This window comes from Sorangium sp. So ce295, from assembly GCF_051527405.1.
Lineage (GTDB): Bacteria > Myxococcota_A > Polyangia > Polyangiales > Polyangiaceae > Sorangium > Sorangium cellulosum_B.
The window spans coordinates 700,713-719,801 of sequence record NZ_CP150324.1; the positions used below are offsets into that span (position 1 = coordinate 700,713).

Sequence of the window (19,089 nt, forward strand, 5' to 3'; positions counted from 1 at the left end):
GTCAGTCGACGCTCCTCGCGACGAAGCGGCGGACGGCGCCCTCGAGCGGCTCGTCGCTCCGCGCTCGCACGTACGTCGCCCCGTGGCGGCGGGCGAACGCGCGCAGCGCCTCGCACAGGCCGGCGAAGCGGGCCGCGTAGGCGGCGAGGGCCGCGGCGTCCAGCGTCACGTCGACCAGCGCCCCGGTCTCGGCGTCCTCGAGCGTCAGGTCGCCCTCGAAGCTCGGCTCGAGCTCGTCGGCGGCGACGACCTGGAGGGCCGCGACGTCGTGGCCGGCCTGCGCCGCGCGCCCGAGCGCGGCGGTGACCGGGCCGGGGTCGAAGAAGTCGGAGACGACGCAGAGGAGGCCTGGCCGCGCGCTCTGCCGCACGACGGCGTCGATGGCGCGGGCGAGGTGCGTCCCGCCGGAGGCCCTCACGCCGTCGAGGGCGCGGAGGAGCGCGGCGAGCCCCGCCCGCCCGCGCACCGGCGCGTGCTCGCGGGCGATGCCGTCCCCCGCCACGAAGAGCTGCGCGCGCTCGGAGCGCGCGAGCGACATGTACCCGATCGCGGCCGCGAGCCGGCGGGCCGCGTCGAGCTTCGTGGGCTCCCCGAAGTCGAGCGACGCCGACGCGTCGCACACGATGCGGGCGACGACGTCCTCCTCGGCGCGGAACAGCTTGAGCACCGGCTCCCCGGTGCGGGCGTACGCGGCCCAGTCGATGCGCCGCATGTCGTCGCCGGGCGCGTACGCCCGGTGCTCCTTGAACTCGGCCGAGCCGCCGCGGCGCCGCGCGAGGTGCTCGCCGGCGCCGCCGGAGCGGGCGCGGATCTCGAGCCGCCGCTGGAGCACCTCGAGTTCGCGGACGAAGCTCGCGCCGAGGAGCGGCTCGGGGGACGAGGGGAGCATCGGAGAGCAGTAGACCTCGGCGCGGGCGGGGGTGCCAGCGGGGTCGGCGGGGTCGCAGAGGAGGAGCGGCGGCCCGCGCTCGGCAGGGGCGCCGGCCGCGCCCGGTTCGTCGTCGTTCCGCGTCGCTCCGCGGCGTCGAGACAGACCGCCACGGTGGGGCAGGGCACCCCACGCGCGTTCGTCGTGGCCGACAGGGCCTCCGCCAGAAGGCGCGCCGCGGCTCCGTGGCTCGCTTTATGCGAGCCAGCGCTGTGGTTCAGCTGTCGTGCGCCGGCCCGGCCGGTAGAGCCGCCGAGCGCCCGTACCGATGTGTCACCCGAAAGGAGGCACCGTGAAGGCCCTGGTTTTCCACAAACCTTCGGACGTCCGCGTCGAGGACGTCCCGGATCCCCGGATCGAAGAGCCCACCGACGTCATCGTGCGCGTCACCGCGACCGCGATCTGCGGCTCGGATCTGCATATCTACAACGGCTTCTTCCCCCAGGCGAAGCCCATGGTGCTCGGCCATGAGTTCATGGGCATCGTCGAGGAGATCGGCCCGCAGGTCACGAAGCTGCGGAAAGGCGACAGGGTCGTTGTCCCGTTCCCCATCGCGTGCGGGCGTTGCTTCTTCTGTCAGGCGGAGCTGCCCGGCCATTGCGAGAGCTCCAACCCCAAGCATTACGGCCCCGAGGGCGGCACGCTCGAGGGCAAGGGCGGCGCCCTCTTCGGGTACACGGACCTCTACGGCGGTTACAACGGGGGCCAGGCCGAGTACGTGCGCGTCCCTTACGCCGACTTCGGGCCACGGAGGGTGCCTGAGCGCCTCACCGACGAGCAGGTCCTCTTCACGACCGACATCCTCCCCACCGGGTGGACGGCCATCGAGTGGGCCGAGCTCAAGGGGGGAGAGACGGTCGCCGTGTTCGGATGCGGGCCTGTCGGCCTCGCGACCATGAAGTGCGCCTGGCTCCGCGGCGCGGCGCGCGTCATCGGCGTCGATCGGGAGGAGTACCGCCTGAAGACGGCCCGCGAGGTCGCCAAGGCCGAGACCGTCAACGTCGACAAGGTCGACGCCGTCGAGGCGATCCGCGCGATGACGAGCGGGCGCGGCGCGGACGTGTGCGTCGACGCGGTCGGGATGGAGGCGCACCGCGGCCTCCTCGAGAAGGCCTCCAGCGCCCTTCACGGCCAGGTCGGGACGATATCGGCCCTCCGGCTCGCCCTGAGCGCCGTGCGCCGGGGCGGGGTCGTGCCGGTCGTTGGGGTCTACGGCGTGCCCTACGACAACTTCCCGCTGGGCCAGGTCTTCGACAAGGGCCTGAGGCTCCAGGCCGGCCAGGCGCCGGCGCACAACTACATCGACCGGATCCTCAAGCACATCGAGGACGGCCACCTCCGGGCGGACGACATCATCACCCACCGCCTGCCGCTCTCGCGCGCCCCGCACGCCTACGAGATCTTCAACAAGAAGCTCGACGACTGCGTCAAGGTCGTCCTCAAGCCCTGACGCAGGGCGCGGATCACCCCTCCAGCGCTCGTCCGGCGCGCCTTCATGCGCCCTCCGCCCTTCGAACACCGCCATCACGCCCTCTTGTCGGCGCGCGATGCTCCGCCCGTCGATCCCACGCTCGGGAGCGGCCACGCGCCCGGGCGCCGCGGCCACGCGAACCAGGGCCCGCCGCAGCCCTGACGCCTGACACCGGCGTCAGGGGCGCGCGGCCGCGTTGCTGTGTAATTTGTTGAATTGATGTTTGTTTGTTCAGGGTATGGCGCTTGCTTGGGGCCGGACCTCGGCGAGCGCTCCGCTCGCTTGCTCAGCCGCCCGCGATGGCCTCTGATCGCACGGAAGGAGAGCTCCCGATGGCTCCAGATCTGCGCTCAACTCGAACGCTCCTTCACCCCTTATGGTTGGGAGCCCTGGCGCTCCTCGTCCTCAACGATCACGCCCTCAAGGGCTCTGGCGTGCTCCCTGGGTGGTTGACCGGGAAGCTCAGCGACTTCGCGGGGCTCGTGGTCGCGCCCGCGGTCCTCGCCTCGCTGCTCCGCGTGACCTCGCGCCGCGGATTCCTCGGCGCGCACGTCGTCATCGGCGTCGTCTTCTCGGCCATCAAGCTCGCTCCGGAGGCCGCCCGCGCGGTCGAGGGGCTGACGGCGCTCACGCCGCTCCCGTGGCGGATCACCGTCGACCCGACGGACCTCATCGCGCTGCCGGTCCTCCTCGCCTCGTACCGCGTGCTCGGCGAGGCGATGGCGCGGCCGGCGCCCGCGCGCCCGGTCGCGCACCGCCTGGCGCTGATGGCGGGCAGCCTGTCCTGCGTGGCCACGAGCTACGATCCGCCTCCGTGCGGCGAGGCCGAGGGGTGCGCGCCGCCGCAGCCGCAGGAGCTCGCGTCGCTCGTGATCGGCAACACGACCGGGACCGAGCAGCTCATCCGCGTGCGGCGCCTCCGGGAGTCGGTGCGGGTCGACTGCGGCGTCGTGCTGGACGACCCGACGAGCGCCCTCTCGCGCGATCTGTTCGCGAACGCCGAGACCTGGCTCATCGCGCCCGGCCGCGCGCTCCCGCTGGGCAACGCGGGGTGCGATGCCTACTTGATCGACGCTGACGGGCTGCCGCTCACGCTCCTCGCGTGGTCCGCTGCGGAGTTTCCGGAGCAGGAGGTCGTCACGTCGACGGAGAACCCGCAGCCGGATCGGATGATCACGCTGCAGCGCGCCGGGGCCAGGCTCGAGCTCGTCGAGCACCCGGCGATCTTCCCGGCGCCGCCCATCGAAACGCCGGCTCCCGCGGGCGCATGCGGCGCCTCGGCCAATCGAAGCGGGCTCGACTGGACCGTGCCCGTCTCCAGAGCAGGGGTCCTCACCGGCGTGACGTCGTCGCCGGACGGGTGCCACGCCCTCGCGCTCGATCGCGGCGAGACCTTCTTCCTCTGCGCCCCTGCCGAGGCGATCCCGTTCAGCGAGGGCGACGTCCTCCATGTGAGCGCCGTCGCGATCGACGGCGGCAGGTACCCCGAGCTCCTGCAGGACCAGCTGGCGTTCGCGCGCGGCCTCCACATCGAGAGCGAGACGCACGCGGTGCTCGCGCTGCGCGGCAACGTGCTCGCCCGCTGGTCGATGGTCGGCCGGCAGCCGGCCGCCCATTTCACGGCCGATCTCTCGCCGCTCGCGGCCTGCGGCGGGTTCCACGACGCGTGCGGCAGCCTCGTCGAGCCGCTCGAGGCGTCGCTGCTCGGCGACGGCGTCTCCGGGGTCGTCTCGCTGCGGCCCGGCGAGAGCGCGGCGCTCGCCGAGGGCGCCGGCGCGCTCTTCCTCGTGCGCGCCGACGACATGCCGGTGCGCGACGCGGAGTGCTTCACCGTCCCCGTCGATCAACCCCGCCTGCTCGAGTCGGTCTTGGTCGCCGCCGCCGCGGCGCCGTAGGAGGTCACGCCATGAAGATCCGAATGCATGAGGTCCTCGCGCTCGGCGCCGCCGCCGCGCTCGGCGCGGCCGGCTGCGCGTCCTCGGACCGCGAATCCGGCGGCATCACCTTCCCCCCGGACCCCCCCGGGTCCCCGTCCCCGGGCAGCGTGGGCGTCTCCCAGGGCGGCGCGCAGGACTTCGGCCTGTTCCGGCAGATCCTCGAGGACGGCGAGATCCCCGGGCCGGACACGCTCGACGACGTCGGCTTCTTCGCCGAGCACAAGCTCGATTACCCGGCCGCGACCTGCGGCGAGGACGTGTGCATGCACGGGCTGCTCGGGATCATGGGCAACATGATCAGCGGCTCGCCCTGCACGCTCATCCAGATCGGGATGAACTCGCCCGTGGACCTCGGCGCGCTCGAGCGGCCGCCGCTGCACCTCGTCATCGCCGTCGACACGAGCGGCTCGATGGAAGGCGACCCGATCGCCTACGTCCGGGCGGGGCTCGTCGAGATGATCGACGCCCTCGAGCCGACCGACCGGATCTCGCTCGTCCGCTATGCGGACGCGGCCGAGGTCGTCCTCGAGCAGGCGGAGGGCTCGGACAGAGAGGCGCTCACGGAGGCGTTCGAGGGCCTGACCGCGCGGGGGTCGACCAACCTGTACGAGGGGCTCTTCACCGCCTACGCGCTCGCCGAGCAGCACCTCGATCCGGCCTGGCAGAACCGCGTGATCTTCCTGTCCGACGGCGTGGCCACGGCCGGGCTCACCTCGCCTCAGCGGCTCGTGTCGCTCGCGGCCGGGTACGCGGAGAAGGGGATCGGCCTCACGGCCATCGGCGTCGGGGCCGAGTTCGACGTCGACGCGATGCGCGGGATCAGCGAGGTCGGCGCCGGCAACTTCTACTTCCTCGAGGACCCGAAGGCGGTGGAGGAGGTCTTCGCCGAGGAGGTGAAGACGTTCCTCGTGCCGCTGGCGCTCGACGTGGAGCTCGACGTCGCCGTGGGCGACGGTTACGTCGTGCGCGGCGCGTACGGCACGAACGGCTGGCAGGGCGGCGAGCGCGGCGGCGCCGTGCACATCCCGAGCCTCTTCCTCGCCGGCCGGACGAGCGCCGCGGAGCCTGTTGGCTCCGGCCGGCGCGGCGGCGGAGGCGCCATCCTGCTCGAGCTCGTGCCGAAGCCCGACCAGCAAGGCGTCGAGGACCCGCGCGCCGTGGGCAGCCTCGCGCTGTCGTGGCGGCACCCGCTGACGGGCGAGGCGCACGCGCAGGAGGTCGACATCGAGGCGCCGAGCGCGCCCGACGCGCCGCCCGAGGCCGGCTATTTCTCCGGCGACACCGTCGAGAAGGGCTTCGTGATGTTGAACCTCTTCGCCGGGTTCAAGCTCGCCGCCCAGCTCGCCGCGGACGCCGACCCCCGCACCGCGCGGCGCACGCTCGAGGCGCTGCGGCCGAACGTCGAGGCGTGGCTCGCGGATCATCCGGACCCCGACGTCGAGGACGACCTGCGCTACGTCGATCTGTTCATCGAGAACCTCATCACGGCGGAGGCGAACGTGCTGCCCTACACGCCGGCGGATCCGCCGAACCCCTGGCCCGCCGATTGAGCCCCGCGCGCCGCGCGCCAGGTGACGGCGAGGCGCGCCAGGTGACTCCAGCGCGCCGCGCCCGTGACCCCCATTCACGTCGATCCCCGTCAACACGCGTCTCGACGTCTCCACGTCTCCACATGCGCCACGCGTGTACGCGTGTACGCGTGTACGCGTGTACGCGTACACAACAACGCGTCCCGTGCGCCGCGAACGTGCGCCGCGGCGATGTCGCTTCCTCGCGGCGATCGCCTTGTGTAGGATCGAATTTTCCCGGCCGTCGAGGAGGAGAGTGCACCTATGCGAAGATCCATGTGGTTCGGGCTGGCGAGCATCACCGTCTGTCTCACGGCCGCTCTCCCGGCGAGCGCGGGTGTCCCGGAGTGCGGCAACATTCGCTTCGAGGGCCTGTCGAACTGCGAAGTGCGCGTCACGGGCGAGTGCACCGCGGGCTGCAGCGAGCTCGGGATCTACAAGACAGCGTGCGCCACGAAGCTCGTGCAAGTCTGCAAGACGGACTGCACTCTGTCGGCGGAGGCGGGCTGCACGGACAGCTGCACCGAGCAGTGCAGCGCGGACTGCGACAGGGGCATCAATGTCATCTGCTCCCACAACTGCTTCGTCGAGTGCACCACCACGCGGGACGTCGAGTGCCGTGGCGCCGTCGACGCCGCCCAGTGCGCCGCGACGTGGGACGCGAACTGCGACAGCGAGTGCGGCGCCAAGTGCGTGACGGTGGATGGCGGCTGCTACCAGCACTGCATCGAGTGCTGCGGGGGCTCGTGCACGGCCGACGCGAACATGGACTGCCAGACCACGTGTCAGAACGAGGAGTTCGAGGACTGCGAGCACGAGTTCCGCGCGAACTGCGACGCTTCCTGCAGCGGCGACGGCGCGCTCTTCTGCAATGGGAAGTACATCATCTCCGGATCGCAGATCCCGGCGTGCGTGAACGCGCTGCTCGCGCAGGGCATCAGCGTGGAGGCCAAGGCGGAGGTCACCATCGGTCCAGACGGCATCGACGGGAACCTCGCAGCCGGCATGTGCGCCGCCAGGCCTGCGAGCAAGGCCTCCCTCACCGCGCCGCTCGCCGTGTTCGCCGCGGCGGCAGGCTGGCTTGCGCGGCGCCGCAAGCGCTCATCGCGCACGTCGGGCTGAGCGTCCCCAGGTGAGCGTGCGGCCGACCCACGAGGCGCTGCTCGCGCTGCTCCTCCTGTGCTCCGCGGGCTGTGCGGGCGAGGCGGCTGACGCGCTCGTGGTGTTCGGCCTCACCACGGATATGGCGGTTGGCTTCCAGTTCGATCACATCGAGACGACCACGAAGGTGGATGGCGTCGTCACGGGCACCGAGCGTCTCTCGTATGGCGGGGGAGAGCTGTCGCTCCCGGCCGAGCTCGTGGTCGGGCCAGCGCCCGACGGCGCGGAGATCGAGCTGTCCATCGCGGCGTTCCGCGACGGCGAGGCCTCTCCCATCGTGACGCGGAGGGGCGCGACCCGCGCGGCTGGCGGGCGGAGTCTGCTCCTGCCCATCTCGCTCGACGAGGCGTGCTGCGCGACCCCCTGCGCGGCGAGCGCGACCTGCGCGGCGGGGGCGTGCGTCGAGCCCTTCATCGCCCCCTCCGCCCTCACCGACCACGACCCGCTGTGGATCGCGTCGGCGAGCGATGCGTGCAAGACGCCGGGCTCTGGCGACCCCGCTGTCGTGATCGGGCAGGGGGAGAGCGCGTTCGCTTCGCTGGAGCATGGCGAGGTGGTGCCGATCGAGGCGGGCCCTCAAGGGGGCCATCACGTGTGGCTCGCGCTGCGCGTGACCGGCCTCCGGCAGATGGGGTCGCGCCTGACCGTGGAGGGGTACTTCCCCGAGATGGAGTTCGAGCTCCTTCCCTTCACCGCGCAGGTCACGATGCACAAGGCCGGGGAGGACCGCTGCGAGATCGATGGCGTGCGCTTTCAGGTGGACCGGGGGCTCCCGGTCGAGGCCGTCCGGGGGCAACCGCTCGATATCGAGGTTGCCCTGGAGGACCCGAACGGCGACGTCGCGATGGCCGCGCAGCGGGTCGTCATCTCTCCCTGACTCGTCACCTGTCGGAGCGGCCTCATGAGGGGGCCGACTCCGGTTCCGGATCGACGTGCCCCCTTCGCGAGGGGGCGCCCGCACGTCGCGACCTCTCAGAGGCGGCCCTCGAGGCTGTCCGTTTTGGTCCTGGCTCGGCCCTGCACCCCTCGTGCGATGACGCCAGCGCGTCGCGACCTCCGTCGCACCGCCGCGGCCGCCGCCAGGGACCCGGCGGCAACGGCGCCGGCCTGGCCCTCCTCCGCGCCGCCGGTACGGCAGCCGCAGCCCGCTCCGCCCGGCCGCGCTCCGCCAGATGGCGGCGCCCCGCCTCCTGGTCCGTCGGGCGCTCCGCCTACACCCGCGGCGCTCGCCTGGCCGCCGCCGCTTGCCGCCGCGCCGGTCGCGCCGGTCGCGACGGCGCTCGTGCCGCTGCCGGCCGCGGGTGAACCGGCGTCCGGCGTGCAGTCCCGGTGGCCCGTCATCAGCGCGATCCTCGGCCAGTCCGCCGGGCAGACCGCTCCGACCGCGGTGCTCGCCGCGCACTCCAGAGGACCACGAATGCACCCCTGCTGGAGCAGCGGCTCGAACGTCGCGCCGCCGTCGAGCGAGCGGCCGATCGTGAAGCCGTCCAGGAACTCGCTCGCGCACGCGTAGAGGCCCGAATCCGTCCAGGCGAAGCAGCGCGGCGCGACGCTCGAGACCCGCTCGAAGGCCAGCGTCGACGAGGGCGCGCGGAAGACGCCGTCGATGTCGCTGCCCACCACCACCGTCGCGCCGTCCGGCGAGATCGCGAACGCGCGCACGAAGCCCTCGGTCGTGAACACCGGCGCGAACGCCGCCCCGCCGTCCTTCGAGACGAACAGGCGCCCCGGCGCGCTCGCGATCCGCACGTACAGCACGTCGGCGTCGACCGGATCCACCCCCGCGATGTAAGGCTCGCGCGACGTCGTGCTCCCCGGCACCGCCGCGGTCTGCCACGTCTCCCCGCCGTCGGCCGAGCGCGCGAGCACCCCCTTGACGGAGCCGCCCTCGCTCGCAAGGCCGCTCACGTAGACCCGCCGCCGATCCGACGGCGCGACGTCGACCGTCCGGGCCACAAAGCCCACCGGGAGCGGCGCCCCCGCGCCGGTCCAGCTCGCGCCGCCGTCGCGCGACGCCCAGAGGCTGTGCCTGGTCCCCGCGGCCACCGCGACGACGTGCGACGGATCGCCCTGCCGGACCGAGAGATCGATCACCTCCCGCCCGGCGAGCTCGGCGGCGCGCACCCAGGCGCAGCCGCCGTCGGCGCCGACCGCGATGCCGTCGGTCAGCGCGGCGAACACCCGGCCGCTCGCCGCCGCCGCGATGGGCGGGGATTGACCGGCCGTGTCGTCGTACCCGACCGCGCCCTCGCAGATCCAGCGCCAGCTCGCGCCCCCGTCTCGCGTGGTCAGCAGGCCGTACGTCATCCGGGCGACGGCGCGCGCTGGATCCGCCGGGTCGAACACGATCTGGTCCGCCGAGGGAAAGACGCCGTTCGCGGCCGCAGGGGAGGGGAGCGCCATGGCGACGAGCGCGACGGCGCGCGCCGCGACGGCGAGCGCGGCGAGCGCGGCGGCGCGCGCCGGGCGAGAGCTCGGCCTCACGGCGCGCTGGGGAGACGGTCGCATCAAGGGATCCATCGTACCGCGGCGCGCGCCGAGAACCGCCCACGCGCCCTCCGCGCCCCGCTACACTCGCCGCAATGCCGGAGCGCATCGTCGTGTCCTTTCGAGGTACTGCGGCCCTCTCGCAGCCAGACAGCACGGACGCGGTCGCGCCGTGGCCCGGCCGCCGCGGCGCGGCGCGGGCGCCCGCGCCGCCGTCGCGCCAGAAGGGCGCCGCGCGCGCCGGCGGCGGCGCCGCGCGCGGCGAGGAGAGCTACCTCGCGAGGGCGCTCGCGCTGAAGAAGCGCGCCGAGGCGCTCGGCGCCACCCTGTGCGCCTGGAGCGCCCAGACCTTCTCGTTCGAGTTCACCCCCGACGACGTCGAGGAGGCCGTGCTGCTCGCCGCGCTCGCCGCGGAGGACGCGTCGGTGCACCCCGACGCGCGCTTCGCGGTCGGCATCGCGCGGGGCGAGATGACCTACGTCGGCGAGGCGGGGCGCTTCACCGCGCTGTCCTGGGGACAGCCGCTGCTCGTCGCCGTCATGCTCGCCCGCGTCGCGCTCCCCGGCGACGTGCTCCTCGATCCGGCGCTACCCGCCGTGCTCTCGGGCGAGCTCATGACCCTCGGCGCCCACCGCGGCATCGACGGCGCGCGCCGGGTGCGCGGCCTCCGCCTCGACGCGCAGCAGCCGCTGCGCAGGCAGGTCGCCGAGAGCGTGGCGCGCCTGTGCAAGCCGCCGCTCATCGGCCGCGACGCCGAGCTCGCCGAGCTCGCCGTGCCCCCCGGCTCCCTCGCGATCGTCCGGGCCGAGCCCGGCGCCGGCGGCACGCGGCTGCTCCTTGAGCTGGAGCGGCTGCTCGCGCCGTCGCGGAGCCTCTTCGTCGCGCCGATCGGGGCCTCGCGCGAGCCGTTCGGCGCGCTCCGGCGCGCCCTCGCGCGCGCGGCGCTCCGCGCCGAGAAGAGCCGCGCCCGCGCGCCGGTGCTCCCGGATCGGCTGAAGCCCGCGCTCGCGCGGCTCCTCGCCGGCGAGGGCGTCGAGCCGAGGATCGCCGCCGAGGTTCTCGCCGTGTGGCTCGCCCCGTCGGACGTCCGCGTCGGCCTGCTCGCCGTCGACGACGCCTCCGAGGTCGACGCCGCGAGCCTCGACGCGATCGCCCTCGCCCTCTCGCCGGGCGGCGGCCCGCGCGCCGTCGCCCGGCTCGGGCGCTCGGATCCGCTCCCCGCGCCGCTCACCGCGCTCACCCCCGCCGCCGCGGTCACGCTGGGGCCGCTCCCCGCGCCGGGCGCGCAGGATCTCGTCCGCCGCCTCCTCGACGGCTGCATCGACGAGGCGGGCGCGCGCCGCTGGGCCGCGCGCGCGCCCGCGTTCCCGCTGGCCGTGCGCGAGCTCCTCTGCGAGGCGCTGGAGAGCGGCGCGCTGCGCTGGATCGGCAGGAGCGTCGGGCCGCGCCGGCGCAGCGCCGGGCGGGGCAGGCCCCCGCGCACGATGACCGGCGCCGAGCTCGCCGCGCCCCCCGCGCTCCGCTCGATCGAGGGCCGGCTGCGCCTTCTCGCGATCGGCCAGCGCACGGTGCTCACCGCGCTCGCGACCCTCGGCGGGGACGCGTCGGACGCGGCGATCGACGCGCTGTGCGACGGCACCGGCGCCCCGAAGGTGGCCGCGGTCCAGGCGGCGCTGCTCGGCGCCGGCTGGGTCTTCCGGCCGGAGCCTGGCTGGCTGCGGCTCTCCTCGCGCACGCTGCGCGACGCCCTGCTCGCGGGCGTCCCGCCGGGCGAGCGCGCCGCGTGGCACCTGGCCGCGGCGCGGGTCGTCGAGGATCACGCCAGCGTGCTCGGCCTCGCCGACGCCGCGTGGCACGCCGCGAAGGCGGGCGATCGGCGCTCCGCGGCCGATCTCGCCGGGCGCGCCGGGCGCGCGGCCGGCGACGCGCTGCTCGAGGGCGCGGCCGCGGAGCTGCTCGCGTTCGCCGACGAGCAGGAGACCGCGAGAGATCACCGCGACGAGGCGCCGGACAGCTCGTCGAGCCAGCCGCCCACCCACCGCACGCCCATCGAGGTGGTCGGCGACGCGCCGGAGCCGCAGCGCGCGGCGCCGGCGCCTGTCGGCGAGCGCTCCCGCCCCGGCGCGCCCGCGGCGCAGCCGGACGACCCGCCTACGGACTTTCCCGACGCGACCTCCCCGGACGTCGGCCTTCCGTGCGGCGACGCCTCCGACGATCTGCTCGCGAAGACCACGGAGTCGCCCGTCATGTCGATGAACGACATCGCGCTCCGCCTCGCCGAGCTGGCCAAGCAGGCGCTCGTCCAGGGCGACCTCCGCACGCTCGAGCGGCTCGTGGGCGAGCTCCGCCGCACCGGCGAGCACCTCGATCTGGCGGAGCGCATGACCGGCCTGATCTCGCTCGGGCGCGGCGCGAAGGAGGAGGCGCTCCGGCGCTTCCGGATCGCCGCGGAGGCCGACGCGTCGCCTTCGCAGCGGGCCCGGGCGCTGCTCGCCTACGGCGTCGCGCTGGCCGCCGCGGGCCGCACGGAGGGCGCGCTCCTCGAGGCGCTGAGCGCCCTCGCGCGCGCCCGCGAAGCCGAGGATGCCCACGGCGAGCAGGCGTGCGCGCAGTTCCTGGCGCAGCTCGCGGCCGCGACCGGGCACGAGGAGGCGGCCCGCGCGTGGGCGCAGGTGGCGCGCCTCGCCGGCGCGGCGCCCCCCTCGTGACGGCGCATTGACAGCGTCGTCGCGGCTGTCCATACCGCCGGCCATGTCGTCCCGAGAGCCCTCCGGCGAGCCGGCTCCCGCGCCCGAGACCGGCGAGGAGCGCGCCGCGCCGCCAGCGCGCGCCAGCGCCGGAGAGCGCGCCGGCATGCGCCGGGTCGCGGCGCTCCTCGCGCTGGCGCTCTCGCTCGGCGCGATCGCCGGCGTCGCGTACCAGCGCTACGCCGCGGTGCACCTGCGCGCCCTCCCGAGGGTCCCGAGCTGCGTCCGCGGGGCGCGGGTCGCGCTGCGCAAGCCGGTCGCGGCGTCCGGCACGGAGCCGCGCCAGACGGCGTCGGGCGAGACGGTCTACCTCACGCCTGGGGAAGATCGCGCCGTCGCCTGCGCCTTGCAGCTCGACGAGGCGCTCGCTCGGCACCTCGCCGGAGCGCTGGCCGAGCAGGCGCCGGCGCAGCGCGCCGCCCGGCTGAGCGAGCTCGTGCGCGACCGCGTGCCGGCCGACCCGGCCCACGATCGCGCCGCGTCTGCGGCGTACATGATGGCCTCCGCGGCCCTGCGGGGTCTGCCGGACGACGTCCCCGAGGTCCGCGCCGCCGCGGAGGAGCTCGATCGGCATCACGCCTGCCGCTTCGACACGCGCCGCCCCTGTCCGACGCGCCCGCCGCTGCCGGCGCTCGTCTGGCTCACCGGCGTCCCCGCGGCGCTGAGCCTGCTCGGGCTGCTCTGGATCGGCCTCGCCGCGAGCGCCGCGCGCACCAGGCGCTGGAAGGCGCGCCGGGGCCGCTGATCGCCCGGGCTCGCGCGCGTCGCGCGCCTCCGCCTCTGCGATCGCCTCAGTCGATCGCCTCGACGCGAAAGCTCGACTGGACGAGGCGGCGGGGCCGGGCCCCGATGTCGGCGACGTCGAACCCGAAGCCCGCGCCCTGGTGGTGGATCCCGCCCGACGTGGCGCCGCTCGGCATCTGCACCGACGAGCTCACCGTGACGTAGACCTTCGCCCCCTTGGCGAACGCGGCGGTCATCGCGAGCACGCGCCCGGCGAGCTGCGCCGCCGCCTCGCGCGCCACCCGCGCCCAGAGCGCCGCCGCTCCGGCCGTCGACGACAGCGCGCGCACCCCGAGCACCGCGCCGGCGCCGCTCAGGTGCACCTCGAACACCGCGCGCGCCGTCGAGGGCGTCTCCGCGCTGCGCACCGCGTCCGCCACAACGGACGCGACCGTGCCGGCGGCGGGCAGATCCAGCCCCAGCGTCTTGTCCCGATCGCGCATCGCCTCGCGCAGCAGCTCGCCCGCCCTGTCCGCCGAGACCTCGCGCGGCGCGGCCGGCGCGGTCGGCGCCGGCGCCGGCGGCGCGCGATCCGGCAGAACGCCGGGCAGCTGCCACACCGGCGCCCCCCCGAGGCCGGCGACCCCGCGCGGCGCCTCGGCGGTCGGCGGCCCGTCGTACTCGCTCGACGGCGCGGGGGCCGGAGGCGCCACGGGACCCTCCCGCGGCTCGACCGGCGCCTCCGTCGGCGCTCGTGGATCGAGCGGCCGCCGCTCGCGGCGCGCCGTCCGGCCGAGGACCGGCTCTGCCTCGCGCGGCCGTGCCTCGTCCGGCGTGCGCGGCGGGGGCGTGCGCGCCTCGTCCTGCTCCGACCCGCGCGGCGCGACGGGCTCTATCTCGATCTCCACCTCGCGGCGCGCGCCGCTCGATCGGGCCTCGAGCACCGGCCCCGGGGCGCCCGCGATCCGCGCGAGCAGCGGGATGGCGGCATGGAGCAGCGTCGCTGCGAGCAGGAAGCGGACCTCGCGGGAGAGCAAGCGCCGAGCACCTTGGTGGGTGCCGGACAGGGGCGCAAGTGCGCGTTTCGTCGCCGGCGTGCTCACGTCCCCGCTCGCGCGCACCAGCGCAGCCCCGGGCACACCCCGCCCGCTCCCTCGCTTTGCGGCCCGACAGGCTCACCCACGCGTGTTCCAGCAGGGGACAGGGTATTACGGCCACGCTTAAATATGCGCGTACGGAACGGTTGTCGCTTGAGCTGGAGACCGTACTGGTCGATGCTCCGCCTGCCGCGACGCCTTCCGGGCTCACGGCAGGAGCAGAAACGCAGCGCGCTGCCGCCATGCGGCGCGCTCACGGAACAGACGCAGCGCCTGGCAAACCAGGGCTCGGCGCTACATCCCCGTTGTAAGGGAGGGGTATCGAAATGAAGGGAAACGTGCGCGCTGACGGGTCGCCTGCGGACCTGTCGCCGACGCCCACGCCGCCGCCCGTCACCGTGATCCAGGGTTGCGCGGATCGCGGTCTTCCCCTCGACCTGCCCCCCCTCGGCATGGCCCCCGCGCCGGAGGAGCAAGCGTTCCTGCCCGGTTTCGCCCCGCCAGCGCCGCAGGGGACGCCGCCCTTCCCCATGGCCGGGGCCGGGCCGTACGGCTCCTGGTCCTCGCCCTCGCCGGACGAGCGCCGCGCGCGTGTGTGGCGCGCCCTCGGGGCGTTCGTCCTGGCCGCGGCCACCGTGATCGTCGTCGTCGCCGCCGCCGCGCGCGGGATCGCCGCGCGGATGCCGATCGCCTCCGCCGAGGCCTTCCGCGCCATGACCCCCGTCAACCGCGCATCGCTGCTCGCGCTGCGCTCCTCGCGCGAGGACGCCGGGGCGAGCGCGGCCGTCGCGCCGGAGGGGCTCGCGCGCCTGCAGCCGCCGGCGCCGCCTCCCGCGCCGGTGACGCCGCCGCCCGCGATCAAGCACGAGGGGTACGCGTCGATCCGCGGCGGCGTGCTCTTCACGCCCGACACGTTCAGGCCCACGGGGTCGAGCTACGATCTCCTGCTGCACTTCCACGGCAACACCCAGCTCGTCCGCGAGAGCGCCGAGGTCGCCGGGCTGAACGCCGCGGTCGCCGTCATCAACCTCGGCATCGGCTCGGGCGCGTACGAGGACTTCTACGCGACGCCGGGCGTCTACGAGAGCCTGCTCGTGGACATCGACCGGGCGCTCGCGCAGCGCGGGCTGCCGACCCCGCGGCTCCGCCGGGTCGCCCTCTCCTCGTGGAGCGCGGGCTACGGCGCGGTCGCCAAGATCCTCGAGCTCCGCCGCGGCACCGAGGCCCTCGACGCGATCCTCGTCACCGATGGCATCCACTGCGGCTTCGTCCCGGAGCAGCCGAGCGGCCTCAACCCGCTGCAGCTCGCCTCGTTCGCGCGCGCCGCGCAGCTCGCCGCCTCGGAGAAGCTGCTGTTCACCATCACGCACTCGGAGATCGACCCGATCGCGTACGCCAGCTCCGCCGCCACGGCCAGCTACCTGCTCGACGCCGGGGCAGGGCGCCACGTCGAGCGATCGCCCGCGTCGGACGCGCCCCCGCACCTGCGGCTGCGCGCGGCCGAGGGCGCCGTCTCGAAGAAGCTCGAGAAGCAGATGATCCCGACCACCGAGGCGAGCGTGGGCGAGCTCCATGTCCGCGGGTTCCGGGGCAACACGCCCGAACACCACATGGCGCACCTGCTCCAGATGGCCTCGACCGTCCTCCCGGAGCTCGTCGAGCGCTGGCGCGAAGGCGGCGATCCGTCGTCCGAGCGCTGATCGACGGGAGCGGCAGGGTCAGCTCCGGCTCCGCGCCTCGGCCATCCAGGCCCCGATCGCCGTGGCCACCGGGTGATCCGCCCCGAGCTCCGCCTCGGCGAGCGCGAGCGCCCGCTCGTACAGCGGCAGCGCCGTGGACGGCCGCCCCGCGGCGTGGTGGACCTGCGCGAGCCGGACCAGCGTCGGCCGGAGCGACGGGTGGGCGGCCCCGGCCAGCGCCTCCCGCGCGGAGAGCGCGCGCTCGTACAGCGCCGCCGCCTCGGCCGCGTCCCCGAGCGCCTCCCGGGCGGCCGCCAGGTTGTGCAGGATCGACGCAAGGAGGGCCCCGTCCACGCCCGCCCCCGCCTCGGCGATCTCGAGCGCCCTCCGGAGCATCCTCTCCCGCTCGGCGGTCGGGAGGTCGTCTTCCTGCTCCAGGAACGTGGCGGCGTTGTAGAGCGCCTCCGCGACGAGCGCGTGGCGGGCGCCGAGCGCCCCCTCCCGCAGCGCGATCGCCCGCCGGAAGAGCGGCGCCGCCTCGGCGCGGGCCCCCCGCCTGCCGAGCAGCAGGCCGAGCCGGTTCAGCAGCGCCGACAGCTCGATGGGGTCGGGATCGCGCATCCGCTCGTAGCCCGCGAGCATCCGGCGGAACAGCGCCTCGACGTCGTCGAGCTCGCCCTGCCGCTCGAGGATGGCGGCCAGCTGCTCGAGCAGCCTCGGCAGCGGCGGATCGGCGCTCCCCGCCGCCTCGGCGATGGCGATCGCCCTCGCGGAGCTCGCGCGCGCCTCGTCCAGCCGCCCCTGCGCGAGCCGCGCCGAGCTCAGCGCGTAGAGCGGCGCCGTCAGCTCGGCGTCCCCGTCGCCGTAGATCTCCTCGGCGATCCGGAGCGCCCGCGCGCATGTCGCCTCCGCGTCGGCGTGGCGCGAGCCGGCAAGCTCGGACGCGGCCACGTCGAGTAGGCGCCGGTACTCTCTTCCCCTCCACCAGCGCAGCACGGCGCGATCCGGTCGCATCCTCCTCTACTACCTCGTCCCCACCCGGGAGGGCGAGAAGGCCGGCAGGGACGTCCGGCGCGCACCGGCCGGCGTCCGGCGGCGGCGCCCGACAAGGATGATCGGAAGAGCATCGCGCGGGCGCGGAGCAGTGTACTCTGCTCGCAGGATCTCGTGGCGCGAAGGTGCGATGCAGACGCTCGATGCCAGCAACTGGCGGCTCCCGTCGATCGGGGCTATGGCGCACGGCGCATGGTGCAGCGCCTCACGGACGGCCTCGCGATCGGCCTCTCGCGCGGGGGCCCCGGCCTCACGAGCGGGGCGATCGTGGAGGCGATCGAGGAAAGGTCGCCAAGGACATTTCTTCCGTTTAGACTGCCCCGACGGCCCCACGCGCCGACGCTCCCCACGATCATGAGGTCCAGGCTCACGCATCGCGAGGCATCGTCACCGAGGGGAGGGCTCGCCCGCGCCCGCACGGGGAAGGCGACGGAGTTCATATGAGTGGTGCCAACGAAAACGTCGTCGATGAAGTAGCGCGCAGCGAGCCGATCGATCCGTTGCTCGGAAAGGTGCTCAACGGAAAGTTCAAGATCCTTTCCCAGCTCGCGACCGGCGGCATGGGCACGATCTATCGCGGCGAGCAGCTCCCGCTCGGGCGCCAGGTGGCGATCAAGGTCTTGATCCCCAACCAGGCCTCGCGGCAGCTCGACCCGAACTTCCACAAGCGCTTCTTCCTCGAAGCGAGCATCCTCGCGCGCCTCCAGCACCCGAACATCGTCACCGTCTTCGACTACGGCCGCATCGAGGCCGACGATCAGGAGCGGTTCTTCATGGCGATGGAGTTCCTCGAGGGCGAGACGCTCTTCCGGCGCGTGCGCCGGCAGGGGCGCCTGCCGCCGCCCGAGGCGATGCGCATCGCGCGGCAGATCGCGCGCGGGCTGCGCGAGGCGCACAAGCACGGCGTCGTCCACCGCGACCTCAAGCCGTCGAACGTCATGCTCGTCTCCAACGAGGACGCGGAGGAGGCGGTCAAGATCCTCGACTTCGGCCTCGTGAAGCAGCTCGGCGACGACTCGGAGGAGCTCACGCAGCAGGGCGCGTTCCTGGGCTCGCCCCGCTTCATGTCGCCGGAGCAGATCTCGCACGGCAAGGTCGATCTCAGGACCGACATCTACTCGCTCGGCGTCATCCTCTACCAGATGCTCTGCGGGAAGGTCCCGTTCGAGTCCGAGAAGTCCATCCAGATCCTGATGGCGCACCTCCAGCAGCCGGTGCCGCGCATGAAGGAGCGGAACCCGGACGTCGACATCCCGGAGCCGCTCGAGGCGCTCGTGATGCGCTGTCTCGCGAAGGATCCGGACGGCCGGCCCGCGACGATGGACGCCCTCATCCAGGGCCTCGGCGAGTGCGCCCGCGGCATGGGCGTGACGACCGCGTTCGGCGGCACGCAGATCACCTCGTTCGAGTCGCTGCCCGGCGTGCAGATCTCGTCGCGTTCGTCCACGGTGCAAGCGCTCAAGGACGCGGTGACGCTCCCGGCGCCGTCGAGTGATGACGATCCGAGCGGCCGCACCTCCGGCGTCGGCTCGGGCCCGGGCGCCGCCGCGACCGCGGCGGGCGCGTCCAAGGGCGCGACCGGCGCGCACGAGGCCCCCTCCGGCGGCGGGCGCAAGGCGGTGATCCTCGCCGCCATCGGCGCGGTCGTCGTGGCGGCGGGCGCGTTCATGCTGACCCGCAAGCCCGCGCAGACCGAGGCCACGCCCGAGGTCGCGACCGCGCCAACGACGGCGCCCGCGGCGACCGGCACGCCCGGCGAGCACAAGGGCGCGCCCTCGTTCATGCTGATCATCGAGTCGATCCCGCCGGGCGCCGACGTCCTGGAGGACGGGAAATCGCTCGGGCAGACGCCGCTCCAGCTCTCGATCACGAACGACGAGGTGCGCGCGTCGCCTCGCCGGCTGACCCTGCAGAAGGAAGGCTTCCAGCCCTACTCCATCGTGCAGGGGCCGTCGGAGATGTCCGTGCAGACCGTCGCGCGGCTCGCGCAGGTGGCCGCGCCCGCGAAGACCGAGGACGCGCCGTCGAACACGAGCTCGGGCGGCAGGCGAAACTGGGGCCGGCCCGTTCGCCCCGCAGCGCCCACGGCCACATCGAAGCCCAGCCCTCCGGAGAACACGGCGCCGTCGATCCGGGTCGACCGGTAGCGATCAGGGCGCGCCCGACGAGCACCATCGGCTAGCCCCTGATTTCACCGCGCCGCAAGGGCGTGGTGCAGGGGCCATGCGCTAGCTTCCT

General features: G+C 74.4%; 13 protein-coding genes. 9 read left to right on the top strand and 4 right to left on the bottom strand.

The window, feature by feature from the left end; genetic code table 11:
* Window position 1: 1 nt before the first annotated feature.
* On the bottom strand, window positions 2–889 hold the full coding sequence (locus WMF11_RS02655) for a DUF58 domain-containing protein (protein WP_437549186.1): 888 nt from the start codon (window positions 887–889) through the stop codon (window positions 2–4).
* Between the two features lie 331 nt (window positions 890–1,220).
* Here WMF11_RS02655 and WMF11_RS02660 point away from each other — a divergent pair, with 331 nt between their 5' ends.
* From WMF11_RS02660 to WMF11_RS02680, 5 genes are all read left to right on the top strand, one after another.
* The gene (locus WMF11_RS02660; protein WP_437906840.1) at window positions 1,221–2,378 is read left to right on the top strand and encodes a zinc-dependent alcohol dehydrogenase; all 1,158 of its coding nucleotides are present in this window, start codon (window positions 1,221–1,223) and stop codon (window positions 2,376–2,378) included.
* Between the two features lie 353 nt (window positions 2,379–2,731).
* Window positions 2,732–4,294, top strand: coding sequence for a hypothetical protein (locus WMF11_RS02665; protein ID WP_437976305.1), 1,563 nt, complete (start codon window positions 2,732–2,734; stop codon window positions 4,292–4,294).
* An 11-nt stretch (window positions 4,295–4,305) separates the two neighbouring features.
* Complete coding sequence (locus WMF11_RS02670; RefSeq protein WP_437976306.1) at window positions 4,306–5,886, top strand: vWA domain-containing protein; 1,581 nt, start codon at window positions 4,306–4,308, stop codon at window positions 5,884–5,886.
* 282 nt (window positions 5,887–6,168) lie between these two features.
* Entirely contained in the window at window positions 6,169–7,026 is an 858-nt protein-coding gene (locus WMF11_RS02675; RefSeq protein ID WP_437906843.1) for a hypothetical protein, read from the top strand.
* A gap of 10 nt (window positions 7,027–7,036) precedes the next feature.
* A complete protein-coding gene (locus tag WMF11_RS02680; protein ID WP_437976307.1) occupies window positions 7,037–7,942 on the top strand; it encodes a hypothetical protein in 906 nt (301 codons plus the stop codon).
* A 95-nt stretch (window positions 7,943–8,037) separates the two neighbouring features.
* Here the strand turns inward: WMF11_RS02680 and WMF11_RS02685 are convergent, their stop codons facing one another.
* Window positions 8,038–9,573 carry a WD40/YVTN/BNR-like repeat-containing protein gene (locus WMF11_RS02685; RefSeq protein WP_437976308.1) on the bottom strand — a complete coding sequence of 512 codons (1,536 nt, stop codon included), beginning with the start codon at window positions 9,571–9,573 and terminating at the stop codon, window positions 8,038–8,040.
* 74 nt (window positions 9,574–9,647) lie between these two features.
* On the opposite strand from WMF11_RS02685, the gene WMF11_RS02690 reads away from it, so the two are divergent.
* Together WMF11_RS02690 and WMF11_RS02695 are read left to right on the top strand one after the other, a co-directional pair.
* On the top strand, window positions 9,648–12,260 hold the full coding sequence (locus tag WMF11_RS02690) for a hypothetical protein (RefSeq protein WP_437976309.1): 2,613 nt from the start codon (window positions 9,648–9,650) through the stop codon (window positions 12,258–12,260).
* A gap of 43 nt (window positions 12,261–12,303) precedes the next feature.
* A complete protein-coding gene (locus tag WMF11_RS02695) occupies window positions 12,304–13,044 on the top strand; it encodes a hypothetical protein (RefSeq protein ID WP_437976310.1) in 741 nt (246 codons plus the stop codon).
* Window positions 13,045–13,090: 46 nt separating this feature from the next.
* On the opposite strand, the gene WMF11_RS02700 is transcribed toward WMF11_RS02695, so the two are convergent.
* A complete protein-coding gene (locus tag WMF11_RS02700) occupies window positions 13,091–14,059 on the bottom strand; it encodes a hypothetical protein (RefSeq protein WP_437906848.1) in 969 nt (322 codons plus the stop codon).
* 386 nt (window positions 14,060–14,445) lie between these two features.
* On the opposite strand from WMF11_RS02700, the gene WMF11_RS02705 reads away from it, so the two are divergent.
* A complete protein-coding gene (locus WMF11_RS02705) occupies window positions 14,446–15,819 on the top strand; it encodes a hypothetical protein (protein ID WP_437976311.1) in 1,374 nt (457 codons plus the stop codon).
* An 18-nt stretch (window positions 15,820–15,837) separates the two neighbouring features.
* Here the strand turns inward: WMF11_RS02705 and WMF11_RS02710 are convergent, their stop codons facing one another.
* A complete protein-coding gene (locus tag WMF11_RS02710; protein ID WP_437549206.1) occupies window positions 15,838–16,812 on the bottom strand; it encodes a tetratricopeptide repeat protein in 975 nt (324 codons plus the stop codon).
* Window positions 16,813–17,291: 479 nt separating this feature from the next.
* On the opposite strand from WMF11_RS02710, the gene WMF11_RS02715 reads away from it, so the two are divergent.
* A complete protein-coding gene (locus WMF11_RS02715) occupies window positions 17,292–18,998 on the top strand; it encodes a serine/threonine protein kinase (protein ID WP_437976312.1) in 1,707 nt (568 codons plus the stop codon).
* Window positions 18,999–19,089 lie beyond the last annotated feature (91 nt).

What these genes read in the sequence shown, in the direction of transcription:
- WMF11_RS02655 (WP_437549186.1), bottom strand. Translation starts at nt 889, where the DNA reads ATGCTCCCCTCGTCCCCCGAGCCGCTCCTCGGCGCGAGCTTCGTCCGC.
- WMF11_RS02665 (WP_437976305.1), top strand. Translation starts at nt 2,732, where the DNA reads ATGGCTCCAGATCTGCGCTCAACTCGAACGCTCCTTCACCCCTTATGG.
- WMF11_RS02670 (WP_437976306.1), top strand. Translation starts at nt 4,306, where the DNA reads ATGAAGATCCGAATGCATGAGGTCCTCGCGCTCGGCGCCGCCGCCGCG.
- WMF11_RS02675 (WP_437906843.1), top strand. Translation starts at nt 6,169, where the DNA reads ATGCGAAGATCCATGTGGTTCGGGCTGGCGAGCATCACCGTCTGTCTC.
- WMF11_RS02685 (WP_437976308.1), bottom strand. Translation starts at nt 9,573, where the DNA reads ATGCGACCGTCTCCCCAGCGCGCCGTGAGGCCGAGCTCTCGCCCGGCG.
- WMF11_RS02690 (WP_437976309.1), top strand. Translation starts at nt 9,648, where the DNA reads ATGCCGGAGCGCATCGTCGTGTCCTTTCGAGGTACTGCGGCCCTCTCG.
- WMF11_RS02695 (WP_437976310.1), top strand. Translation starts at nt 12,304, where the DNA reads ATGTCGTCCCGAGAGCCCTCCGGCGAGCCGGCTCCCGCGCCCGAGACC.
- WMF11_RS02705 (WP_437976311.1), top strand. Translation starts at nt 14,446, where the DNA reads ATGAAGGGAAACGTGCGCGCTGACGGGTCGCCTGCGGACCTGTCGCCG.
- WMF11_RS02710 (WP_437549206.1), bottom strand. Translation starts at nt 16,812, where the DNA reads ATGCGACCGGATCGCGCCGTGCTGCGCTGGTGGAGGGGAAGAGAGTAC.
- WMF11_RS02715 (WP_437976312.1), top strand. Translation starts at nt 17,292, where the DNA reads ATGAGTGGTGCCAACGAAAACGTCGTCGATGAAGTAGCGCGCAGCGAG.